The organism is Cupriavidus sp. 10L43_2, from assembly GCF_056395265.1.
In genome coordinates this window covers 17,947-36,672 of record NZ_JBFTJE010000009.1, presented here as the reverse complement: position 1 = coordinate 36,672, position 18,726 = coordinate 17,947, and the positions used below count along the sequence as shown (strand labels likewise).

Genomic DNA, 18,726 nt, shown 5'->3' with positions numbered 1-18,726 from the left:
AGACCACAGGACAGGACGTATGACGCAAATCCATCCCAGCGCACTGGTCGACCCGAAGGCAGAACTTGCCGCCGACGTGACCGTCGGTCCGTTTTCCATCATCGGTCCGAACGTGCGGATTGGCAGCGGCACCCGGATCGGCTCGCATACCACCGTCGAAGGCCATACCACCATCGGCGAAGGCAACCGCATCGGGCCGTACGCCTCGGTGGGCGGCACGCCTCAGGACATGAAGTACGCCAACGAGCCCACCCGGCTCGAGATTGGCGACCGCAACACGATTCGCGAGTTTACGACGATCCACACCGGCACGGTGCAGGACCAGGGCGTGACCAGCCTCGGCAACGACAACTGGATCATGGCCTACGTGCACATCGCGCACGACTGCCGCGTGGGAAACAACACGGTGTTTTCGAGCAACGCGCAGATCGCAGGCCACGTGGAAGTGGGCGACTGGGCCATTCTCGGCGGCATGAGCGGCGTGCACCAGTTCGTGCGCATCGGCGCCCATGCGATGCTGGGCGGCGCGTCGGCGCTCGTCCAGGATGTGCCGCCATTCGTGATCGCCGCGAGCGACAAGAACGGCAACAAGGCCACGCCGCACGGTGTCAACGTGGAAGGTCTGCGTCGCCGGGGCTTTGATGCCGGCCAGATCGCCGCCCTGCGCCAGGCCTACAAGCTGCTGTACAAGTCAGACTTGGGCTTCGACGAGGCGCGCAGCGAGATCTCGGCCCTGCTGGGCCAGACCGATGCGGCTACCGGCGCGCCACTGCGTGCCTTCGTCGAATTCCTGGCCGCGACGCAGCGCGGCATCGTCCGCTAAGCCGCGCCGCACATGATTCACGCCGCAGTGCAGGCCGATCCGCCCGCCGTAGCTCGGGCGAATGTCAACAAGCGTGGCACGATTGCCATGGTTGCCGGGGAGGCTTCCGGCGATTTGCTGGCATCGCTCCTGCTTGAAGGGCTTCATGCGCGGCTGGGCGAGTCCGTGGACTTCGCGGGCATCGGCGGCCGCCGCATGATGGCGCAGGGCTTCGTCTCGCACTGGCCGATGGAGACGCTCTCCGTCAACGGCTATGTGGAGGTGCTCGGTTCGCTGCGGGAAATCCTGGCAACGCGCCGGGCAATTCGCGAGAAGCTGCTGGCCAATCCGCCGCTGTGTTTCATCGGCGTAGACGCGCCCGACTTCAATTTCGGATTGGAAGTGCCCCTGCGCCGCTCGGGCATCCCTGTCGTGCATTTCGTCAGCCCGTCAATCTGGGCGTGGCGCGGCGGGCGCATTCGTACCATCGCGCGCGCGGTGGACCACATCCTCTGCCTGTTCCCGTTCGAGCCCGAGATCTATGCGAAGGCCGGCATTCCGGCGACCTACGTCGGTCATCCGTTGGCCGATGTGATTCCGATGGTGCCTGACGTCCAGGGCGCGCGGGAAAAGCTTGGCCTGCCCGAAGGTAAGCGCATCGTCGCGGTGCTGCCGGGTAGCCGGCAGTCCGAGGTGCGCAACCTTGGCGCGACGTTCTTTGCGGCCATGGCACGCATGCATCGCATGGACGGCAACCTGGCATTCGTTCTGCCGGCAGCCAGCGCGCCGCTGCACGAGATTATCCGCGGGCTGCACGAGCGCTATCCGGAGATCGACCTGACCGTGGTGGATGGCCAGTCGCATCTGGCCATGGAAGCCGCCGACGTCGTGCTGCTGGCCAGCGGTACGGCTACGCTCGAGGCAGCGCTCTACAAGAAGCCGATGGTCATCTCGTACAAGGTGCCCTGGCTCACCGCGCAGATCATGAAGCGACAGGGCTACCTGCCTTACGTGGGCTTGCCTAATATTCTGTCAGGGCGGTTCGTGGTGCCAGAACTGCTCCAGGACGACGCCACGCCGGAGGCGCTGGCGCGCGAGACGCTGCTGCAACTGAACGACGAGGGCAATATCGCCTTCTTGCGGGAACATTTCACGACCATGCACGAGACGCTGAAGCGCGACACGGCCAACCTCGCCGCCGGYGTGGTGGTGGATCTCATGCACGAACGGGGTGTGCGCTGATGGCCAGCCAGAAAGCCGGCAAGGGTCCGTCGCCGCAGATGGGGCTGGAGTTGACCCAAACCGTTGCCGTCGTACGCCATCTTTGTGGCGTGGATGAGGCCGGGCGCGGTCCGCTGGCGGGGCCGGTCTATGCCGCCGCCGTGATCCTGAACCCGGAGCGGCAAATCCGGGGCCTCGCCGACTCGAAGATCCTGAGCGCCGATAAGCGCGCGGTACTGTTCGAACGCATCTGCGAGCGGGCGATCGGCTGGCACATCGCGTCGGCTTCGGTCGAGGAAATCGACTCGCTGAATATCCTGCACGCTTCCATGCTGGCGATGCAGCGCGCCGTGGCGGGCCTGACGGCGAGCGGCATCTTGCCCGATCTGGTGCAGGTCGATGGCAATCGCTGTCCGCAGGTCCCGTATCCGGTCGAGGCCATCGTGAAGGGCGACGCCAAGGTGCGAGCCATTTCCGCTGCGTCGATCCTTGCCAAGGTGGCCCGCGATCGCGAGCTTCACGCGCTGCACCTGGAATATCCCCAGTACGGCTTCGATGCCCACGTGGGCTATCCCACGCCCCAGCATCTGGCCGCGCTCCAGCAGTTTGGTGCGACACCGCATCACCGCCGCTCGTTTGCGCCGGTGCGGGTGGTGCTGGAGCGCGACGCGCTGCCTTTCTGAGACACATCCTTGAAGCACGTCACCTCGCGCGACAATGCGCTGTTCAAGCACCTGAAGGCCCTTACTGGGTCCACGCACGCACGCCGCAAGGCGGGGCAGTCCGTGCTCGATGGCGTGCACCTCGCGCAGGCGTATGTGGCCGCGCGAGGGCAGCCGACCAGTTGCGTCGTGTCAGAGCGGCACTACRATCACGCCGAAGTGCGCCCACTGCTGGAAGGCATTGATCCGGACCGCGTTGTCCTGCTGGCGGATGCGCTGTTCGCGCAGATTACGAGTGTGGTGAACGGCATCGACCTGATGCTCGTGATCGACACGCCCGGCGGGCACCTGCCGTCCACGATCGACACGGATTGCGTGATCCTGAACGGCGTGCAAGACGCCGGCAATGTCGGATCGATCTTGCGCAGCGCTGCCGCTGCGGGGATTCCGCACGCCTTCCTGACCACGGGCTGCGCGTTTGCGTGGTCGGTCAAGACCCTGCGCGCGGGCATGGGCGCGAACTTCCACCTCAACATCGTCGAGCATTGCACTCTCGATATGCTCGAAAGCCGGCTTGCCGTGCCCTTGCTGGCGACGTCGTCGCATGCCGACGCGGCCGTGTTCGACACCGATTTGCGCCAGCCGGTGGGCTGGGTCGTCGGCAACGAAGGCGCAGGTGTCAGTCCGGAATGGATGGCACGCGTCTCGCGGACCGTCGGCATTCCGCAGCCGGGCGGCCTTGAGTCGCTGAATGTGGCGGCGGCGACCGCTGTCTGCCTGTTTGAAACGGTCAGGCAGCGGCGCGCGGCATCGCGCTGACATCAGGAGTTCGGCTGGCGAGTGGCCGGCAACCGCCGCGCGCCGCTGTACATCCCGATGTGCTCGGCGATCCTGTCGATCTTGCCTTCCAGTCGCGCCAATCCCCGCTCGTGCCGGTCTTCCATGCGATCCATCCGGGCTTCCGATTTGTCCATCCGTGCGTCCAGCTTGTCGAACCGCTCGTTGACCTGGCCGAACTGATACAGGACCGCCGATTCGAACCGATCCAACCGTTGGCTGTGGGCTTCTTGCTGGGCGTGAATGGTCTTCAGCTCGCCATCAATGGCGGCACGCGTGTGCCGGGCGCTCAGCTCGATGATGCCGAAAATTCCCCCGAGCGATGCGACAACGGCTGCGAAGATGACGCTGGCGATGCGCATGCCAAGCGTGTGCCGCACGGGCGGCGGGGGCGGGCGATCGCGCTGGCGGCGCCCGTCATTGCCGGGAGGGGGTAGGAAGGAGTGGCCAGCAACCATGGTGGTCATATTTCCTCGCAGTGAGTGATTGACCATCCGATGGTGACCCCGTAGCGCCTCCAGCGCTACGGGACGATTCTCAAAATCTCAATAGTTGTCGCGGTCGATCTTGATTTCCTGGAGGATTGTCGTGGCAATCTCCTCGATCGACTTGTGCGTCGAACTGAGCCACTTGATGCCTTCGCGGCGCATCATGGCCTCGGCCTCGTTGACCTCGTAGCGGCAGTTCTCCAGTGCCGCGTATTTGCTGCCCGGGCGCCGTTCGTTGCGGATCTCGGTGAGACGCTGCGGGTCGATCGAGAGCCCGAAGATCTTGGGCTTGAACGCGTAGAGCGCCGACGGCAGGCGGCCGCGCTCGAAATCGTCTGGGATCAGCGGATAGTTCGCGGCCTTCAGCCCGTATTGCATGGCCAGGTACAGGCTCGTCGGCGTCTTGCCGCTGCGCGACACGCCGACCAGGATCACGTCGGCTTCTTCCAGGTTCTTGTGCGACTGGCCGTCGTCGTGGGCCAGCGAGAAGTTGATCGCCTCGATCCGGTTCTTGTAGGCCTCGGTGTCCGCATTCTGGTGGAAGCGGCCGATTGCATGTGTGGACTTGAGGCCCAGCTCCTTTTCCAGCGGCTCGATGAAGGTCTGGAACATGTCCAGGATCATCGCCTTGGCGCGCCGCAGGGCCTTGTTAGCCTCGGCATTGACCAGCGTGGTGAACACGATGGGCGGCACGCCCTCGTTATAGAACGCCTCGTTGATCTTGCCGACGGCCACGTGTGCCTTTTCCGGCGTGTCCACGAACGGCATCCGCACCTTGCGGAAGCGCATTTCGAACTGGGCCAGAATGGAGTGGCTGAAGGTCTCGGCCGTGATCCCGGTGCCATCCGACACGATAAAAACCGTACGGATGGCAGGGCGATCGCCAGTGCTGGCAGTGGCCGGGGGCGACGCGGCGGGAGAGGTGGCAGGGCTTGCCGCCGTGCCGGGCGCAGGCGCCTGTTGGGGCGCATCAGGCGCTTCGGGAAGGGACATGTCTGGTCAATTTTTGAGGCTGCCACGCGAAAGTGCGGTGCGGCACGGTAGAATAGCGGCGATCTTTTGGCTAAGCAATTCCGCACGCGCCGGTGCAGCAACGATCTGCGGCACGATTGTCGACAATGTGCGCCGCAGCATCCGCATGCGCTCCGGAATGGTTTAGCCAAGCGATCCGCCGGGAACAGAACCCCAACAACATACCGGTCGGTGACACCGATTTCTTACTTTGTTTTTGAGGCTTTTATGACTAACCAGGCAGATAACGGCGCCTATGTGCTGCCGTTCGAGCAGTTGCGCATGCATGACGTGGAAACCGTCGGCGGCAAGAACTCTTCGCTGGGGGAGATGATCTCCCAGCTGGCAGAGGCTGGCGTCCGTGTTCCCGGCGGTTTTGCTACCACCTCGCTCGCGTTCCGCGACTTCCTGCAACACAACGACCTGACCGCCCGCATTTCGGATCGCCTGAAGACGCTCGACGTCGATGACGTGAAGGCCCTGGCGGAAGCCGGCGCCGAGATCCGCGGCTGGGTTGCCGCCGCTCCGTTCCAGCCGCGCCTGGAACAGGAGATCCGCGAGTTCTATGCCCGCGTGTCGGCCCGTGAAGGCGCCGAGGCATCGTTCGCCGTCCGTTCCTCGGCCACGGCCGAAGACCTGCCGGACGCCTCGTTCGCCGGCCAGCAGGAGTCGTACCTCAACGTCAGCGGCATCGACGACGTGCTCGACAAGATCAAGCACGTGTTCGCCTCGCTCTACAACGACCGCGCCATCTCGTACCGCGTGCACAAGGGCTTTGCCCACGATGTCGTGGCACTGTCCGCCGGCGTGCAGCGCATGGTCCGTTCGGACCTCGCGGCGTCGGGCGTGATGTTCACCATCGACACCGAATCGGGCTTCCCCGACGTGGTCTTCATCACGTCGAGCTATGGCCTCGGCGAGACCGTGGTGCAAGGCGCCGTGAACCCGGACGAGTTCTACGTCTTCAAGCCGACCCTGGAGCTGAACAAGTACCCGATCATCCGCCGCTCGATTGGCTCGAAGCTGATCAAGATGGAATTCACGGGCCCGGGTGAAGCCGGCCGCGTGAAGACCGTCGATGTGGCGCCCGAACTGCGTAACCGCTACTCGATCACCGACGCCGATGTGTCGGAGCTGGCCAAGTACGCGATGATCATCGAGAAGCACTATGCCCGCCCAATGGACATCGAGTGGGGCAAGGACGGCAAGGACGGCAAGATCTACATCCTCCAGGCGCGCCCGGAGACGGTGAAGAGCCAGTCCGCCGGCAAGGCCGAGCTGCGCTTCAAGCTGAAAGGCACGGCGCCCGTGCTGACCAGCGGTCGCGCCATCGGCCAGAAGATTGGTACCGGCCCGGTCCGCGTGATCAACGATCCGTCCGAGATGGAACGCGTGCAGCCGGGTGACGTGCTGGTGGCAGACATGACCGACCCGAACTGGGAGCCGGTGATGAAGCGTGCCTCGGCCATCGTGACCAACCGTGGCGGCCGTACCTGCCACGCGGCCATCATTGCCCGTGAACTGGGCGTGCCGGCCGTGGTCGGCTGCGGCGATGCGACCGATCTGCTGAAGGACGGCACGCTGGTGACGGTGTCGTGCGCCGAAGGCGACGAAGGCCGCATCTACGACGGCCTGCTCGAGACCGAGATCACCGAGGTCCAGCGCGGCGAGATGCCTGAGATCGAAACCAAGATCATGATGAACGTGGGCAATCCGCAGCTCGCGTTCGACTTCGCGCAGATCCCGAACCACGGTGTGGGCCTGGCCCGCCTCGAGTTCATCATCAACAACAACATTGGCGTTCACCCGAAGGCCATCCTCGACTATCCGCAGGTCGATGCCGACCTGAAGAAGGCCGTGGAATCGGTGGCCCGTGGCCACGCCAGCCCGCGCGCGTTCTACGTCGACAAGCTGGCGGAAGGCATCGCCACGATCGGCGCGGCGTTCTATCCGAAGCCCGTGATCGTGCGCCTGTCCGACTTCAAGTCGAACGAATACAAGAAGCTGATCGGTGGTTCGCGCTACGAGCCGGACGAGGAAAACCCGATGTTGGGCTTCCGTGGCGCGTCGCGCTACATCGCGGAGGACTTCGCCGAAGCGTTCGAGATGGAATGCAAGGCCATGAAGCGCGTGCGCGACGAAATGGGCCTGACGAACGTCGAGATCATGGTGCCGTTCGTGCGCACGCTGGGCCAGGCCAAGAAGGTCATCGAGCTGCTGGCCAAGCACGGCCTGAAGCGCGGCGAAAACGGCCTGCGCATCATCATGATGTGCGAAGTGCCGTCGAACGCGATCCTGGCCGAGGAGTTCCTGGAGTTCTTCGATGGGTTCTCGATCGGCTCGAACGACCTGACGCAGCTGACGCTGGGTCTGGACCGCGATTCCGGCATGGAGCTGCTGGCCAAGGACTTCGACGAGCGCGATCCCGCTGTGATCTTCATGCTGCAGCGCGCCATTTCCACGGCGCTGCGTCTGGACAAGTACGTCGGTATCTGCGGTCAGGGCCCTTCGGACCATCCGGATTTCGCGCTGTGGCTCGCCAAGGAAGGCATCAAGTCGATCTCGCTGAATCCTGATTCGGTGGTCGAAACCTGGAAGCAACTGGCTTCGTAAGGCATTTGGCGTCACAATAGCGATAACTCATCCAAAGCGGTGCCCGGCTGAACCCGGGACGCCGCGTGGCACCGGCCCTGCGGCAGGTGTTGCAACAGCCCCCGCAGGCGCCTATGGCGCGGCGGGGGTTTTTTATTGGGAAAAGGAGCGGGATGTCGTCTTACTACATATGGTTCGCCGCGGCAGTGGTGCTGGTGATTGCCGAGATGGCGACGGGCACCTTCTATCTGCTGATGATCGCCGTGGGCGTGGCGGCCGGTGGTGTGGCCGCGCTTGCCGGCCTCGGTGTACCGGCGCAAACGGTCACGGCGGCCCTGGTAGCCATCGCGTGTATCGCGGCCTTGCGCCGCACACGCTATGGCACGCTGCGTCGGGGTACGGCATCGACGGATCCCGATGTAAACCTCGATATCGGCCAGGAACTCGATGTCTCCGCCTGGGACCCGAATGGGCGTGCCCGCGTGCCGTATCGCGGCGCTGACTGGAGCGTGGAGCTGGCGCCGAACACCGAGCCGCTTCCGGGTCGCTTCCGCATTGTCGAGGTGCGGGGTACCACGCTGATCGTCTCGCCGCGCTGATTCCTGCGCGGCACCCATCCAATGACTAGCAGTTTTCCTATTTGACGGGAGTTGTACATGCTTGCCTACCAGCTCGGGCTGTTTCCACTGATTCTGCTCATCGCGGCCATCGTGCTGATTGCCAAGGGCATCAAGATCGTGCCGCAGCAGCACGCATGGGTGCTTGAGCGTCTGGGGCGCTACCACGCCACGCTGACGCCCGGCCTGACGATCGTGGTGCCGTTCGTGGATCGCGTGGCCTACAAGCACATCCTCAAGGAGATTCCGCTCGATGTGCCGAGCCAGGTCTGCATCACGAAGGACAACACACAGCTGCARGTSGAYGGCGTGCTGTACTTCCAGGTGACSGATCCGATGAAGGCGTCTTATGGCTCGAGCAACTTCGTGGTCGCGATCACGCAGCTGTCGCAGACCACGCTGCGGTCGGTGATCGGCAAGCTGGAACTGGACAAGACCTTCGAGGAGCGCGAGTACATCAACCACAGCGTGGTCAATGCGCTCGACGAAGCCGCCGCCAACTGGGGCGTGAAGGTGCTGCGCTACGAAATCAAGGACCTGACGCCGCCGAAGGAGATCCTGCATGCGATGCAGGCCCAGATCACGGCCGAGCGCGAGAAGCGGGCGCTGATCGCGGCTTCCGAAGGCAAGCGGCAGGAGCAGATCAATCTGGCCTCCGGCGCCCGTGAGGCGGCGATCCAGAAGTCCGAGGGCGAGCGGCAGGCGGCGATCAACAGGGCCCAGGGCGACGCGTCGGCGATCCTGGCCGTGGCCGAAGCCAACGCGCAGGCCATCGAAAAGATCGGCCACGCGATTCGGGGCGAGGGCGGCGCGGAAGCCGTCAACCTCAAGGTGGCCGAGGAATACGTTGCCGCGTTTGGCAACCTCGCCAAGCAGGGCAACACCCTGATCGTGCCGGGCAACCTTGGCGAAATGAGTTCGATGATCGCCTCGGCACTGCAAATCGTGAAAACCCAGCAGAAGACCTGAGCGACGCGCACTGACGCGGCATCGCCAGACAAGAACGGAGGCCATGGCCTCCGTTTTTTCTTATTCCTTGTTATCGCTCTTCATCAGGCGCGCCTTTTCGCGCTGCCAGTCCCGATTTTTCTCGGTTTCGCGCTTGTCGAACTGCTTCTTGCCCTTGCCGAGGCCGATTTCGCACTTCACGCGGCCGCGCGTGTAGTGCRGGTTCAACGGCACGAGCGTATAGCCGCGCTGCTCGACCTTGCCGATCAGCTTCTTGATCTCGTCCGCCTTGAGCAGCAGCTTGCGCGTGCGCACGGGGTCCGGCGTCACGTGCGTGGAGGCGCTCTGCAGCGGGCTGATATGGGCGCCGATCAGGTACATCTCGGCGTTGCGCACCACGACGTAGCCTTCCTTGATCTGCACACGGTTGGCCCGGATGGCCTTGACTTCCCAGCCCTCCAGCACAATCCCGGCTTCGTAGCGTTCTTCGATGAAGTAGTCGAAAAAGGCTTTCTTGTTATCAGCGATGGTCATGCGTACGTGGTGGATTCCTGAGCAAGGCTGCCGCGCTGCGGCAAAGAGGGGAGCGACCGTTGTGGCGTCATCGAGGGGCGCCATGTGCGCCGGGGATGCCGTCGACCCGCGTGTCGGCTAAAATCGGGATTCTAGCAAACCCGCCCCGTTCGGGCCCAGCCCCTGGCGGCGCCCGCATCCGATTACATGGCAGACGTCCATAAATCCGTCCTGCTTGGCTTTTCGGCCGAGCAGATGTATGACCTGGTCACCCGCGTGGAGGACTATCCCAAGTTCCTGCCATGGTGTGGTGGCGTCGAGATCTTCGAGAACACCGAGACGCTGCTCGACGCGAAGATCCATATCCATTTCAACGGCATCAAGCAGTATTTCCATACCCGGAACGTGCAGGAGCGTCCTACACGCATTGATATGACGTTCGCGGACGGTCCTTTCAAGACCTTCAATGGCTCCTGGCGCTTTACGCCGCTGCGCGCCGACGCCTGCAAGATCGAATTTCACCTCCATTACGAGTTTTCGAGCTTCATCCTCGAGAAAATCATCGGTCCCGTGTTCAGCATGATTGCCAATACGTTCGTCGATGCCTTCGTCAAGCGCGCCGAGGTGGTGTATGCCAACAACGGCTGATCCTGGCGCCATGGTGCGGCTCTCGGTCTGCTACGCCAAGCCTGAGGCGGTGTTCCTGAAGGAAGTCTCGGTGCCGGCTGGCACGAGCGTCGAGGGGGCGATTCGCGCCAGCGGCCTGACCGAGGCGTATCCCGAAGTGGACCCGACGACGGCACGGGTCGGCATCTACGGCAAGCTCAAGACCGTGGAAACACTGGTTCGGGAGGGAGATCGGGTAGAGGTCTACCGGCCGCTGACCGCCGATCCCAAGCAGGCACGCCGCAAGCGCGTGCAGAAGACCCGGGCTACCGGCACGCGCGAGGGCCTGAAATGGCTGCGCGGCGGGGGCGGGCAGGGGAGTTGACTGGGCGGGCGGCCTATCCGGCGCCCACCCCATGCCTCAGCTGCAGTGCTGGGCCATCGACTGGCTGACCTTGTCGAGTTCGGCGGCGCGTTCATCGCCGTTCAGGCGGTGCGCGGCGCCATCCGGGCCGGCCTTCGAGATGCGCATGCCTTCGCGCAGCCCCGTAGCGTAGTTCGACATCTCTTCGCAGCGCGTCTGGCGGGCCAGTTGTTCGCGTTCCTTGGTGGCGGCTTCCAGGTCGGCTTTGAGGCGCTCCTCGCGGCGCTCGCGGAAGGCCTGATCGGGATCGGTGTCGGCGGCGGGCTTGTCCTTGGCCCGCGCGCTGACCTGGCGGGCCCGGGGCGCGTCGCCCGCGGGGGCCTTGGCGTCAGCTTGACCATCGGCCTTCGCGGCGGTTTCGGCTTCCATCGGGCGATAGGCGCCTGCCGCGCGGCCGGGTGCCATGACGATGGCGCGGTCCGGCACGGAGGGCGGCGGCGGTACATCGCTATAAACCATGCGGCCGGTGCCGTCCTTCCACTGCCATTGGGAAAAGGCCGTGGCGGGCACGGCGAGACTGGCGGCAACAAGCAGGTACAGCGCGGTCGAACGGTTCATGGCAAGAGTGTCTGTGGCGTCTGGGCGGAAAAATGCCAGGTTGGCGATGAAAACCGGACGGTAGGAGGGTTGACAACCATGTGACCCCCGCGTCATGCCGGTAGTCTACGCAGACTTGTCCGTGGCGTGCAAGCGCACGGACCAGGCCACCCCGACGATCAGCAGGGCGACGGCGGCCAACTCCAGCGGCCGTGGCCAGCGGTGATCGAACACAAACCCGTATGCCAGCGCGAACAGCGTCTCAAAAACGATCATTTGCCCCGAAAGCGTCAGGGGTAGGCGGCGACTGGCGATGTTCCAGAGGTTGTTGCCAATTAGCGACGCCCCGAGCGCCACGGCGGCGTTGACCATCCAGAACCACTGCCATTCGCGCCCGCTGCCCGGGGCGGTCAGCGCGTCGCCGGCCACGAGCCAGCCGATGCCGGCCAGCACCACGGAAACCAGCCCGGTAGATAGCCCGTACAGGGCCGACCACTCGTTCCCGCTGTAATGCGGATGGCGCTGGAGGTAGCGCGCGTTGTCCACGGCGTAGAGCGTCCAGCAGACCAGCGCGCCCGCCGCGCAGGCCACGCCAGCCAGTTTCTGCCACGCCGGGCGGGCCAGGGCGTCCACCGCCGCGCCATGCGCACCGCCGCCCCCGGCAAACAGGTCGATATTGATGCTGGCGATGCCGGCCGCCACCACCAGCAGCGGCCAGACCAGCCGCGAGAGCGGCACAGCGCCGTGGTCGCGGCGGCCCATGATCGTGATGGAAACCGGCAGGATGCCGATGATCAGCGAGGTCGGCCCGACTCCGACCAGCTGCACGCCAAACGCCAGCAGTACGTAATAGAGCAGGTTCCCGGTGAACGCCTGGCGCAGCAAGGCGACGCAATCGCCCCGAGTTAGCTTTTTTGCGAGGCGCCGCATCAGCGGCAGCGCCGCCACGAAGGCGACCAGCCCATAGGCCAGGTAGCGGCCAATGGCGAGTTCCCAGGGCGAAAACGCCGGCAGCAGCTTCGGCGCGATGAACACCATGCCCCAGAACGCGCCGGCCAGCAGCCCGCACAAAACGCCGATGCCCATCGGACTCCTGTTGTGATCTGTGGAAGGGAGGCCGAGAATAGCAAGGGGGATGCAAGAACGCATCAGCAAATCCTGCATTCCTGTATAATCTGCTTTTGCGCCTAGAGGATTTGCTATGCGTCTTGTCCAGAAAGCACTCACATTCGATGACGTGCTGCTTGTACCGGCCTATTCGGCCGTCCTGCCCCGGGATGTTTCCCTCCGCACCCGCCTTACCCGTTCAATCGAACTGAACATTCCGCTCGTGTCCGCCGCCATGGATACCGTGACGGAAGCCCGGCTTGCCATTGCGATGGCTCAGGCCGGCGGCATCGGCATTGTCCACAAGAACCTGAAACCGGCCGACCAGGCGCGTGAAGTGGCGCGCGTGAAGCGGTACGAATCGGGTGTGCTGCGTGATCCGATCACCATTTCGCCGGACATGAAGATCCGCGATGTGATCGCGCTGTCGCAGCACCATGGCATTTCCGGCTTCCCCGTGCTCGAAGGCAAGACCGTCGTCGGCATCATCACCAATCGCGACCTGCGCTTCGAGGAAGAACTCGACGCCCCGGTGCGCGCCAAGATGACCCCGCGCGAGAAACTCGTCACCGTGGCCGAAGGCGCGCCGCTGGAGGAAGCCAAGCGCCTGATGAACCGTCACCGCCTGGAGCGCGTGCTGGTGGTCAATAGCGCATTCGAGCTGCGCGGCCTGATCACCGTGAAAGACATCCAGAAGGCCGTGGACAACCCGCTGGCCAGCAAGGACGATCACGGCCAGCTGCGCGTCGGCRCCGCCGTGGGCGTGGGTCCGGACAACGACGAACGCGTGGAACTGCTGGTCAAGGCCGGCGTGGACGTGATTGTGGTGGATACCGCGCATGGCCACAGCCAGGGCGTGCTGGACCGTGTGCGCTGGGTCAAGCAGAACTTCCCGCAGGTGCAGGTCGTGGGCGGCAACATCGCCACCGGCGCGGCCGCGCTGGCGCTGGTCGAGCATGGCGCGGACGGCGTGAAGGTGGGCATCGGCCCCGGTTCGATCTGCACCACGCGGATCGTGGCCGGCGTGGGCGTGCCCCAGATCACCGCTGTTTCCAACGTGGCCGAGGCGCTCAAGGGCACCGGCGTGCCGCTGATCGCCGATGGCGGCGTCCGTTATTCGGGCGATGTGGCCAAGGCCCTGGCGGCCGGCGCGCACACCGTGATGATGGGCGGCATGTTCTCGGGTACCGAGGAAGCGCCGGGCGAGGTGTTCCTGTATCAGGGCCGCTCGTTCAAGAGCTATCGCGGCATGGGTTCCGTGGGCGCGATGAAGGACGGCGCCGCCGACCGCTACTTCCAGGAAGACAACACCGCCAACGTCGACAAGCTCGTGCCCGAAGGTATCGAGGGCCGGGTCCCCTACAAGGGCTCGGTCATGGCGATCATCCACCAGCTGACCGGTGGCGTGCGTGCGTCGATGGGCTACTGCGGCAGTAGCTCCATCGCCACCTGGCACGAGACGGCCGAGTTCATGCAGATCACGGCCGCCGGCATGCGCGAATCGCACGTCCACGATGTGCAGATCACCAAGGAAGCGCCGAACTACCATATCGACTGATCACGATATGGCCCGCCCGACCTGGGCATCACGGCCGCGCTGGCAACGTCGAGGTTGACGAGGCCGCGCGGCCGCGACGCAAGAAGCATCAGGAAAAAGGAGCGCCCATGAAAGTACTATTGCGAGCCGTGCTGTTCTTCGACGCCTTGCTAGACCTGCTGCTCGGCATCCTGCTGCTGATGTCGCCGTTCACGACGCTGTATGCCGCACTCCAGTTGCCGCAGCCGCAGCCGGCCATGTTCGGCCAGCTGCTCGGCGTGGCGATGATCGGCATGGCGTGGCTGCTGTTCCAGGCTGCCATTAACGGCCAGCTGACCGTGCCCGTGGCGCGCACGGTGGGCCAGGTGAACCTGGTGAGCGCTGTGCTGATCGTGGCGTGGACGCTGTTCCTGGACATGCCCGTACAGGGCGCCGGCAAGGTCTGGCTGCTGACGCTGGCCGCTGTCATGCTGTTCTTCGCCGTGGTGCAGATGCCCGCCGCGAAGCGCGTGCGCCTGCGCGAGCGAGAGCAACTGGCCCAGCGCGAAGCCGAACTGCGCGCCGCCCGGCATGGCGATGGCCCCGTGTACTACCCCGGCACGCCGGTCGATGCCGTCGACCCCGCCGACCCGCACCAACAACCCGGCGCCGCCAACCCGGCACGCCCGCATGGATCCCCCGAATACCGGCGCGAACCGGTCATCACCCCGCCACCCGGCTACGGCCCAGGCACCGAGGTCATGCCCGAACCCGAGCCGGAAGCTCTGCCAAACGCCCATCATGCACGACAAAATCCTCATCCTTGATTTCGGCTCGCAGGTCACGCAGCTGATTGCCCGCCGCGTTCGCGAGGCGCACGTCTACTGCGAGATCCATCCTAACGATGTGACCGACGAATTCGTCCGCGAGTACGCGCCGAAGGCGGTCATCCTGTCCGGCAGCCACGCCAGCACCTACGAAGACCACCAGCTGCGCGCGCCGCAGGCCGTGTGGGACCTCGGCGTGCCGGTGCTGGGCATCTGCTACGGYATGCAGACCATGGCCGTGCAGCTGGGCGGCAAGGTGGAGTGGAGCGACCATCGCGAATTCGGCTACGCCGAGGTGCGCGCCCATGGGCATACCAAGCTGCTCGATGGCGTCGAGGATTTCTCGACGCCCGAAGGCCACGGCATGCTCAAGGTCTGGATGAGCCATGGCGACAAGGTGGCCGAACTGCCGGCGGGCTTCAAGCTGATGGCGTCCACGCCGAGCTGCCCGATCGCCGGCATGGCCGACGAGGCGCGCGGCTACTACGCGGTGCAGTTCCACCCGGAAGTCACCCATACGGCGAAGGGCCGCGAGATGCTCGAGCGCTTCGTGCTCAAGATCGCCGGCGCCAAAGCCGACTGGGTGATGCGCGACCACATCGCCGAAGCCGTGGCCAAGATCCGCGAACAGGTGGGTGACGAGGAAGTCATTCTGGGCCTGTCCGGCGGCGTGGATTCGTCGGTGGCGGCGGCGCTGATCCATCGCGCCATCGGTGACCAGCTGACCTGCGTGTTCGTCGACCACGGCCTGCTGCGCCTGGACGAAGGCAAGATGGTCATGGAGATGTTCGCGGGCCGGCTGCACGCCAAGGTGGTCCATATCGACGCCTCGGAGCAGTTCCTGGGCCATCTGGCCGGCGTGACGGACCCCGAGCAGAAGCGCAAGATCATCGGCCGCGAGTTCGTCGAAGTCTTCCAGGCCGAGGCCAAGAAGCTGTCCAACGCCAAGTGGCTGGCGCAGGGCACGATCTACCCGGACGTGGTGGAATCGGGCGGCACCAAGACCAAGAAGGCGACCACGATCAAGAGCCACCACAACGTCGGCGGCCTGCCCGAGACGCTGGGCCTGAAGCTGCTGGAGCCGCTGCGCGACCTGTTCAAGGACGAAGTGCGCGAGCTGGGCGTGGCGCTGGGCCTGCCGCCCGAGATGGTGTACCGCCATCCGTTCCCGGGCCCGGGCCTTGGCGTGCGGATTCTGGGCGAGGTCAAGCGCGACTACGCCGAGCTGCTGCGCCGCGCGGACGCCATCTTCATCGAGGAACTGCGCAAGACCATCGCCACGGAGCAAGACGCCGCGGCGGGCCTGTGCGAGCCGCAGCAGGTGGGCAAGAGCTGGTACGACCTGACCAGCCAGGCCTTCGCGGTGTTCCTGCCGGTGAAGTCCGTGGGCGTGATGGGCGATGGCCGCACGTACGACTACGTGGTGGCCCTGCGCGCGGTGCAAACCACGGACTTCATGACCGCTCACTGGGCGCACCTGCCGTATGCGCTGCTCGGCCGCTGCTCGAACCGCATCATCAACGAGGTGCGTGGCCTGAATCGGGTGGTGTACGACGTCTCGGGCAAGCCGCCGGCGACGATCGAGTGGGAATAAACCCAGGCCCTTCGGGGCCTGCGGAGCAGTGACGTATCAACGGCCGGGGCGCATCGCCCCGGCCGTTTTTCTTTCGGGATCCCAAACGAGACAGCCAATAGCAGTGTGGTGCGTGCGCGACGCCTGACAATCAAACCGGCGATAAATGTATCGAGACCATTACATGACATTACAATGGCAAAAGAAATGCGAGTCATTCGCATTATCATTTCCCATCAGTAGAGAGATCTTGCAATGTCTGTATGCGCCCGGCGCCGCGTTCGCGGCTCGCACGCCTTCCGCCTGACCACCTTTGCCTTGAGCATGCAAGCCGCCAGCGTCACGCTGGCCCAGGAGCAGGCACCTGCTCCCGCCCACCAGGAGTTGCCGACGATCACCGTCCGAGGCAGCAGTCTCCCCGAATCGCCGACCGGCCCGGTACACGGCTTCGTGGCGAAACAAGCCGTGACCGCCACCAAGACCGACACGCCGATCATGGAAACGCCGCAGTCGATCACCGTCATCACGCGTGACCGGATCGAACTCACGGGCGCCCAGTCGGTGGCGCAGGCGGCGGGCTACACGGCCGGCGTCTCGGCGGCGGGGTTCGGCACGGACAACCGCACGGATTCGATCAAGATCCGTGGCACCGATTCCACGCAGTACCTCGACGGGCTGCTCAATGCCGTCGGGTTCTATAACAACACGCGCCCGGATCCATACGCCCTGGAGCGCATCGAGATCCTGAAAGGGCCGTCCGGCATGCTGTACGGCCAGGGCTCGGTGGGTGGCGTGGTCAATCTCGTGTCGAAGCGTCCGCAGGCGGAGGCCGCGCGTGAAATCGGCGTGAGTTTCGGTAATTTCAACCGCAAGCAGATCCAGGCCGACTTCACGGGTCCGATCGATGCCGACGGCAAGTGGCTCTACCGCTTCGTGGCCCTGGCGCGCGATAGCGATGCCTCGGTGGACTACGTCAAGGACAACCGCTACTACATCGCCCCCTCGCTGACCTATCGGCCGACGTCCGACACCAGCTTCACCCTGCTGGCCAACTTTCAGAAGGACGATACGGGCTCGATGATCGGCTTCTTCCCGTGGCGCGGCACCCAGATCGAGAACCCGGCCGGCCAGATCCCGCAGAGCTTCTTCATCAGCGAGCCCGGCTTCGACAAGTACACGGCCGAGCAGCACGCCGTGGGCTACCAGTTCGAGCACAAGTTCAACGATACCTTCACGGTGCGCCAGAACCTGCGCTATTCGCACAGCACGGTTGACTACCGCAGCATCTACACGGCCGGCTACACCGGCGCCACGCATGGATGGGTGCCCGGCAGCGACACGATGCTGCGCCGCACCATCTACCTGAACCAGCCGACGCTGAACCAGCTGGCCGTCGACACGCAGGTGCAGTCGAAGTTCGGCACCGGCCCCGTGCGCCACACGCTGCTGTCCGGCTTCGACTACCAGAACAACGAGATCACGGGCCGCACCGGCGTGGGCGGCTTTGCCGCGCCGATCAACGTGTTCAACCCGGTCTATGGCAACTACCAGGCGCCCACTTCCACGCGCGACCTGGCACCGGCCAAGCAGATCCAGACCGGCGCCTACCTGCAGGACCAGATCGAATGGAACAAGTGGCTGCTGATGCTGGGCCTGCGCTACGACTGGTCGCGCGCGGCGCAGGACAACACGCCGGCGGGCTCGCGTGACGACAACGAGCTGACCAAGCGCTTTGGCCTGATGTACCGCTCGGACTTCGGCCTCAACCCCTACGTCAGCTATGCGGAATCGTTCCAGGGCCAGGCCGGCTTCAATGTGGACGGGGGCGCGTTCAAGCCGCTGCGCGGCAAGCAGTGGGAAGTGGGCGTCAAGTACCAGCCGCCCGGCAAGAACATGACGCTGACCGCCTCGCTGTTCGATATGCGCGAAGAAAACCGCAAGGTGGCCGGTGTGGTCAACGGCCTGCCCGGCACGGTGCAGGTGGGCGAGGCGCGCACGCGCGGGGCGGAACTGGAGGCGCTGGTGTCGCTGGGCCGGCTGGACCTGATCGCCACGTACACCTACCTGGACGCCAAGGTCATCGAAGGCACGGCCGCCGAGCAGGGCCAGCGGCTGGCGAGCATCCCGGCGAACATGGCGTCGCTGTGGGCCAACTACCGCTTCAGCCTGTTCGACATGCCGGGCTTTGTGGCCGGGGCGGGTGTGCGCTACAGCGGTCCGTCCTATGACGGCACTGGCAACAACCGCGTGGGCGGCTTCACGCTGTTCGATGCCGTGCTCGCCTACGATCACGGCCCGATCCGCGTGTCGCTGAACATGAACAACCTGTTCAACAAGCAGTACGTCAACACCTGTATCGCACGCGGTGATTGCTTCTTCGGCACGCAGCGCACGATCATCGGCAATGTGACCTACCGCTTCTGATCGCCCAATCAGGAATGCGAA

General features: G+C 64.8%; 18 protein-coding genes. 13 read left to right on the top strand and 5 right to left on the bottom strand.

Annotated features, from left to right (window positions below; all coding sequences use genetic code 11):
- Window positions 1–19: 19 nt before the first annotated feature.
- From lpxA to AC1DEL_RS14830, 4 genes are all read left to right on the top strand, one after another.
- Window positions 20–823 carry an acyl-ACP--UDP-N-acetylglucosamine O-acyltransferase gene (gene lpxA, locus AC1DEL_RS14845; protein WP_092297646.1) on the top strand — a complete coding sequence of 268 codons (804 nt, stop codon included), beginning with the start codon at window positions 20–22 and terminating at the stop codon, window positions 821–823.
- Window positions 824–910: 87 nt separating this feature from the next.
- Window positions 911–2,044, top strand: a complete 1,134-nt coding sequence (gene lpxB / locus AC1DEL_RS14840) for a lipid-A-disaccharide synthase (protein WP_477108109.1) — start codon at window positions 911–913, stop codon at window positions 2,042–2,044.
- Entirely contained in the window at window positions 2,044–2,706 is a 663-nt protein-coding gene (rnhB, locus tag AC1DEL_RS14835; protein ID WP_441590808.1) for a ribonuclease HII, read from the top strand. Before lpxB ends, rnhB begins: the two co-directional genes overlap by 1 nt.
- A 9-nt stretch (window positions 2,707–2,715) precedes the next feature.
- The gene (locus AC1DEL_RS14830; RefSeq protein ID WP_477159102.1) at window positions 2,716–3,504 is read left to right on the top strand and encodes a TrmH family RNA methyltransferase; all 789 of its coding nucleotides are present in this window, start codon (window positions 2,716–2,718) and stop codon (window positions 3,502–3,504) included.
- Between the two features lie 2 nt (window positions 3,505–3,506).
- Here the strand turns inward: AC1DEL_RS14830 and AC1DEL_RS14825 are convergent, their stop codons facing one another.
- Together AC1DEL_RS14825 and ppsR are read right to left on the bottom strand one after the other, a co-directional pair.
- On the bottom strand, window positions 3,507–3,989 hold the full coding sequence (locus AC1DEL_RS14825; protein WP_477126375.1) for a hypothetical protein: 483 nt from the start codon (window positions 3,987–3,989) through the stop codon (window positions 3,507–3,509).
- 78 nt (window positions 3,990–4,067) lie between these two features.
- The gene (ppsR, locus tag AC1DEL_RS14820; protein WP_255370907.1) at window positions 4,068–5,003 is read right to left on the bottom strand and encodes a posphoenolpyruvate synthetase regulatory kinase/phosphorylase PpsR; all 936 of its coding nucleotides are present in this window, start codon (window positions 5,001–5,003) and stop codon (window positions 4,068–4,070) included.
- A gap of 246 nt (window positions 5,004–5,249) precedes the next feature.
- Here ppsR and ppsA point away from each other — a divergent pair, with 246 nt between their 5' ends.
- From ppsA to AC1DEL_RS14805, 3 genes are all read left to right on the top strand, one after another.
- A complete protein-coding gene (ppsA, locus tag AC1DEL_RS14815; protein WP_092297658.1) occupies window positions 5,250–7,634 on the top strand; it encodes a phosphoenolpyruvate synthase in 2,385 nt (794 codons plus the stop codon).
- Window positions 7,635–7,786: 152 nt separating this feature from the next.
- Window positions 7,787–8,212: an NfeD family protein gene (locus tag AC1DEL_RS14810; RefSeq protein ID WP_441590811.1), complete on the top strand. Its 426-nt coding sequence runs from the start codon at window positions 7,787–7,789 to the stop codon at window positions 8,210–8,212.
- 57 nt (window positions 8,213–8,269) lie between these two features.
- Window positions 8,270–9,199 (top strand): SPFH domain-containing protein, encoded by a 930-nt coding sequence (locus tag AC1DEL_RS14805; protein ID WP_092297664.1) that lies wholly within the window; start codon window positions 8,270–8,272, stop codon window positions 9,197–9,199.
- A 60-nt stretch (window positions 9,200–9,259) separates the two neighbouring features.
- Here AC1DEL_RS14805 and smpB read toward each other — a convergent pair whose 3' ends face one another.
- On the bottom strand, window positions 9,260–9,712 hold the full coding sequence (gene smpB, locus AC1DEL_RS14800) for an SsrA-binding protein SmpB (protein ID WP_477159101.1): 453 nt from the start codon (window positions 9,710–9,712) through the stop codon (window positions 9,260–9,262).
- Between the two features lie 186 nt (window positions 9,713–9,898).
- Between smpB and AC1DEL_RS14795 the strand changes: the two genes are divergently transcribed.
- Both AC1DEL_RS14795 and AC1DEL_RS14790 read left to right on the top strand, forming a co-directional pair.
- Entirely contained in the window at window positions 9,899–10,339 is a 441-nt protein-coding gene (locus AC1DEL_RS14795) for a type II toxin-antitoxin system RatA family toxin (RefSeq protein ID WP_092297669.1), read from the top strand.
- Window positions 10,323–10,682, top strand: a complete 360-nt coding sequence (locus AC1DEL_RS14790; RefSeq protein WP_454757119.1) for an RnfH family protein — start codon at window positions 10,323–10,325, stop codon at window positions 10,680–10,682. Before AC1DEL_RS14795 ends, AC1DEL_RS14790 begins: the two co-directional genes overlap by 17 nt.
- 36 nt (window positions 10,683–10,718) lie before the next feature.
- Here the strand turns inward: AC1DEL_RS14790 and AC1DEL_RS14785 are convergent, their stop codons facing one another.
- Both AC1DEL_RS14785 and AC1DEL_RS14780 read right to left on the bottom strand, forming a co-directional pair.
- Window positions 10,719–11,279 (bottom strand): DUF4124 domain-containing protein, encoded by a 561-nt coding sequence (locus tag AC1DEL_RS14785; RefSeq protein WP_477126376.1) that lies wholly within the window; start codon window positions 11,277–11,279, stop codon window positions 10,719–10,721.
- A 105-nt stretch (window positions 11,280–11,384) separates the two neighbouring features.
- Entirely contained in the window at window positions 11,385–12,344 is a 960-nt protein-coding gene (locus tag AC1DEL_RS14780) for a DMT family transporter (protein WP_477126377.1), read from the bottom strand.
- Between the two features lie 115 nt (window positions 12,345–12,459).
- Between AC1DEL_RS14780 and guaB the strand changes: the two genes are divergently transcribed.
- The 4 genes from guaB to AC1DEL_RS14760 all read left to right on the top strand — a co-directional run bounded on the left by guaB (window position 12,460) and on the right by AC1DEL_RS14760 (window position 18,705).
- On the top strand, window positions 12,460–13,923 hold the full coding sequence (gene guaB / locus AC1DEL_RS14775; RefSeq protein WP_477159100.1) for an IMP dehydrogenase: 1,464 nt from the start codon (window positions 12,460–12,462) through the stop codon (window positions 13,921–13,923).
- A 107-nt stretch (window positions 13,924–14,030) separates the two neighbouring features.
- A complete protein-coding gene (locus AC1DEL_RS14770) occupies window positions 14,031–14,708 on the top strand; it encodes a hypothetical protein (RefSeq protein ID WP_092297684.1) in 678 nt (225 codons plus the stop codon).
- Entirely contained in the window at window positions 14,683–16,302 is a 1,620-nt protein-coding gene (gene guaA / locus AC1DEL_RS14765; protein ID WP_441590820.1) for a glutamine-hydrolyzing GMP synthase, read from the top strand. The genes AC1DEL_RS14770 and guaA overlap by 26 nt, the downstream gene beginning before the upstream one ends.
- Window positions 16,303–16,536: 234 nt before the next feature.
- Entirely contained in the window at window positions 16,537–18,705 is a 2,169-nt protein-coding gene (locus tag AC1DEL_RS14760; protein ID WP_477126378.1) for a TonB-dependent siderophore receptor, read from the top strand.
- Window positions 18,706–18,726: the final 21 nt, after the last annotated feature.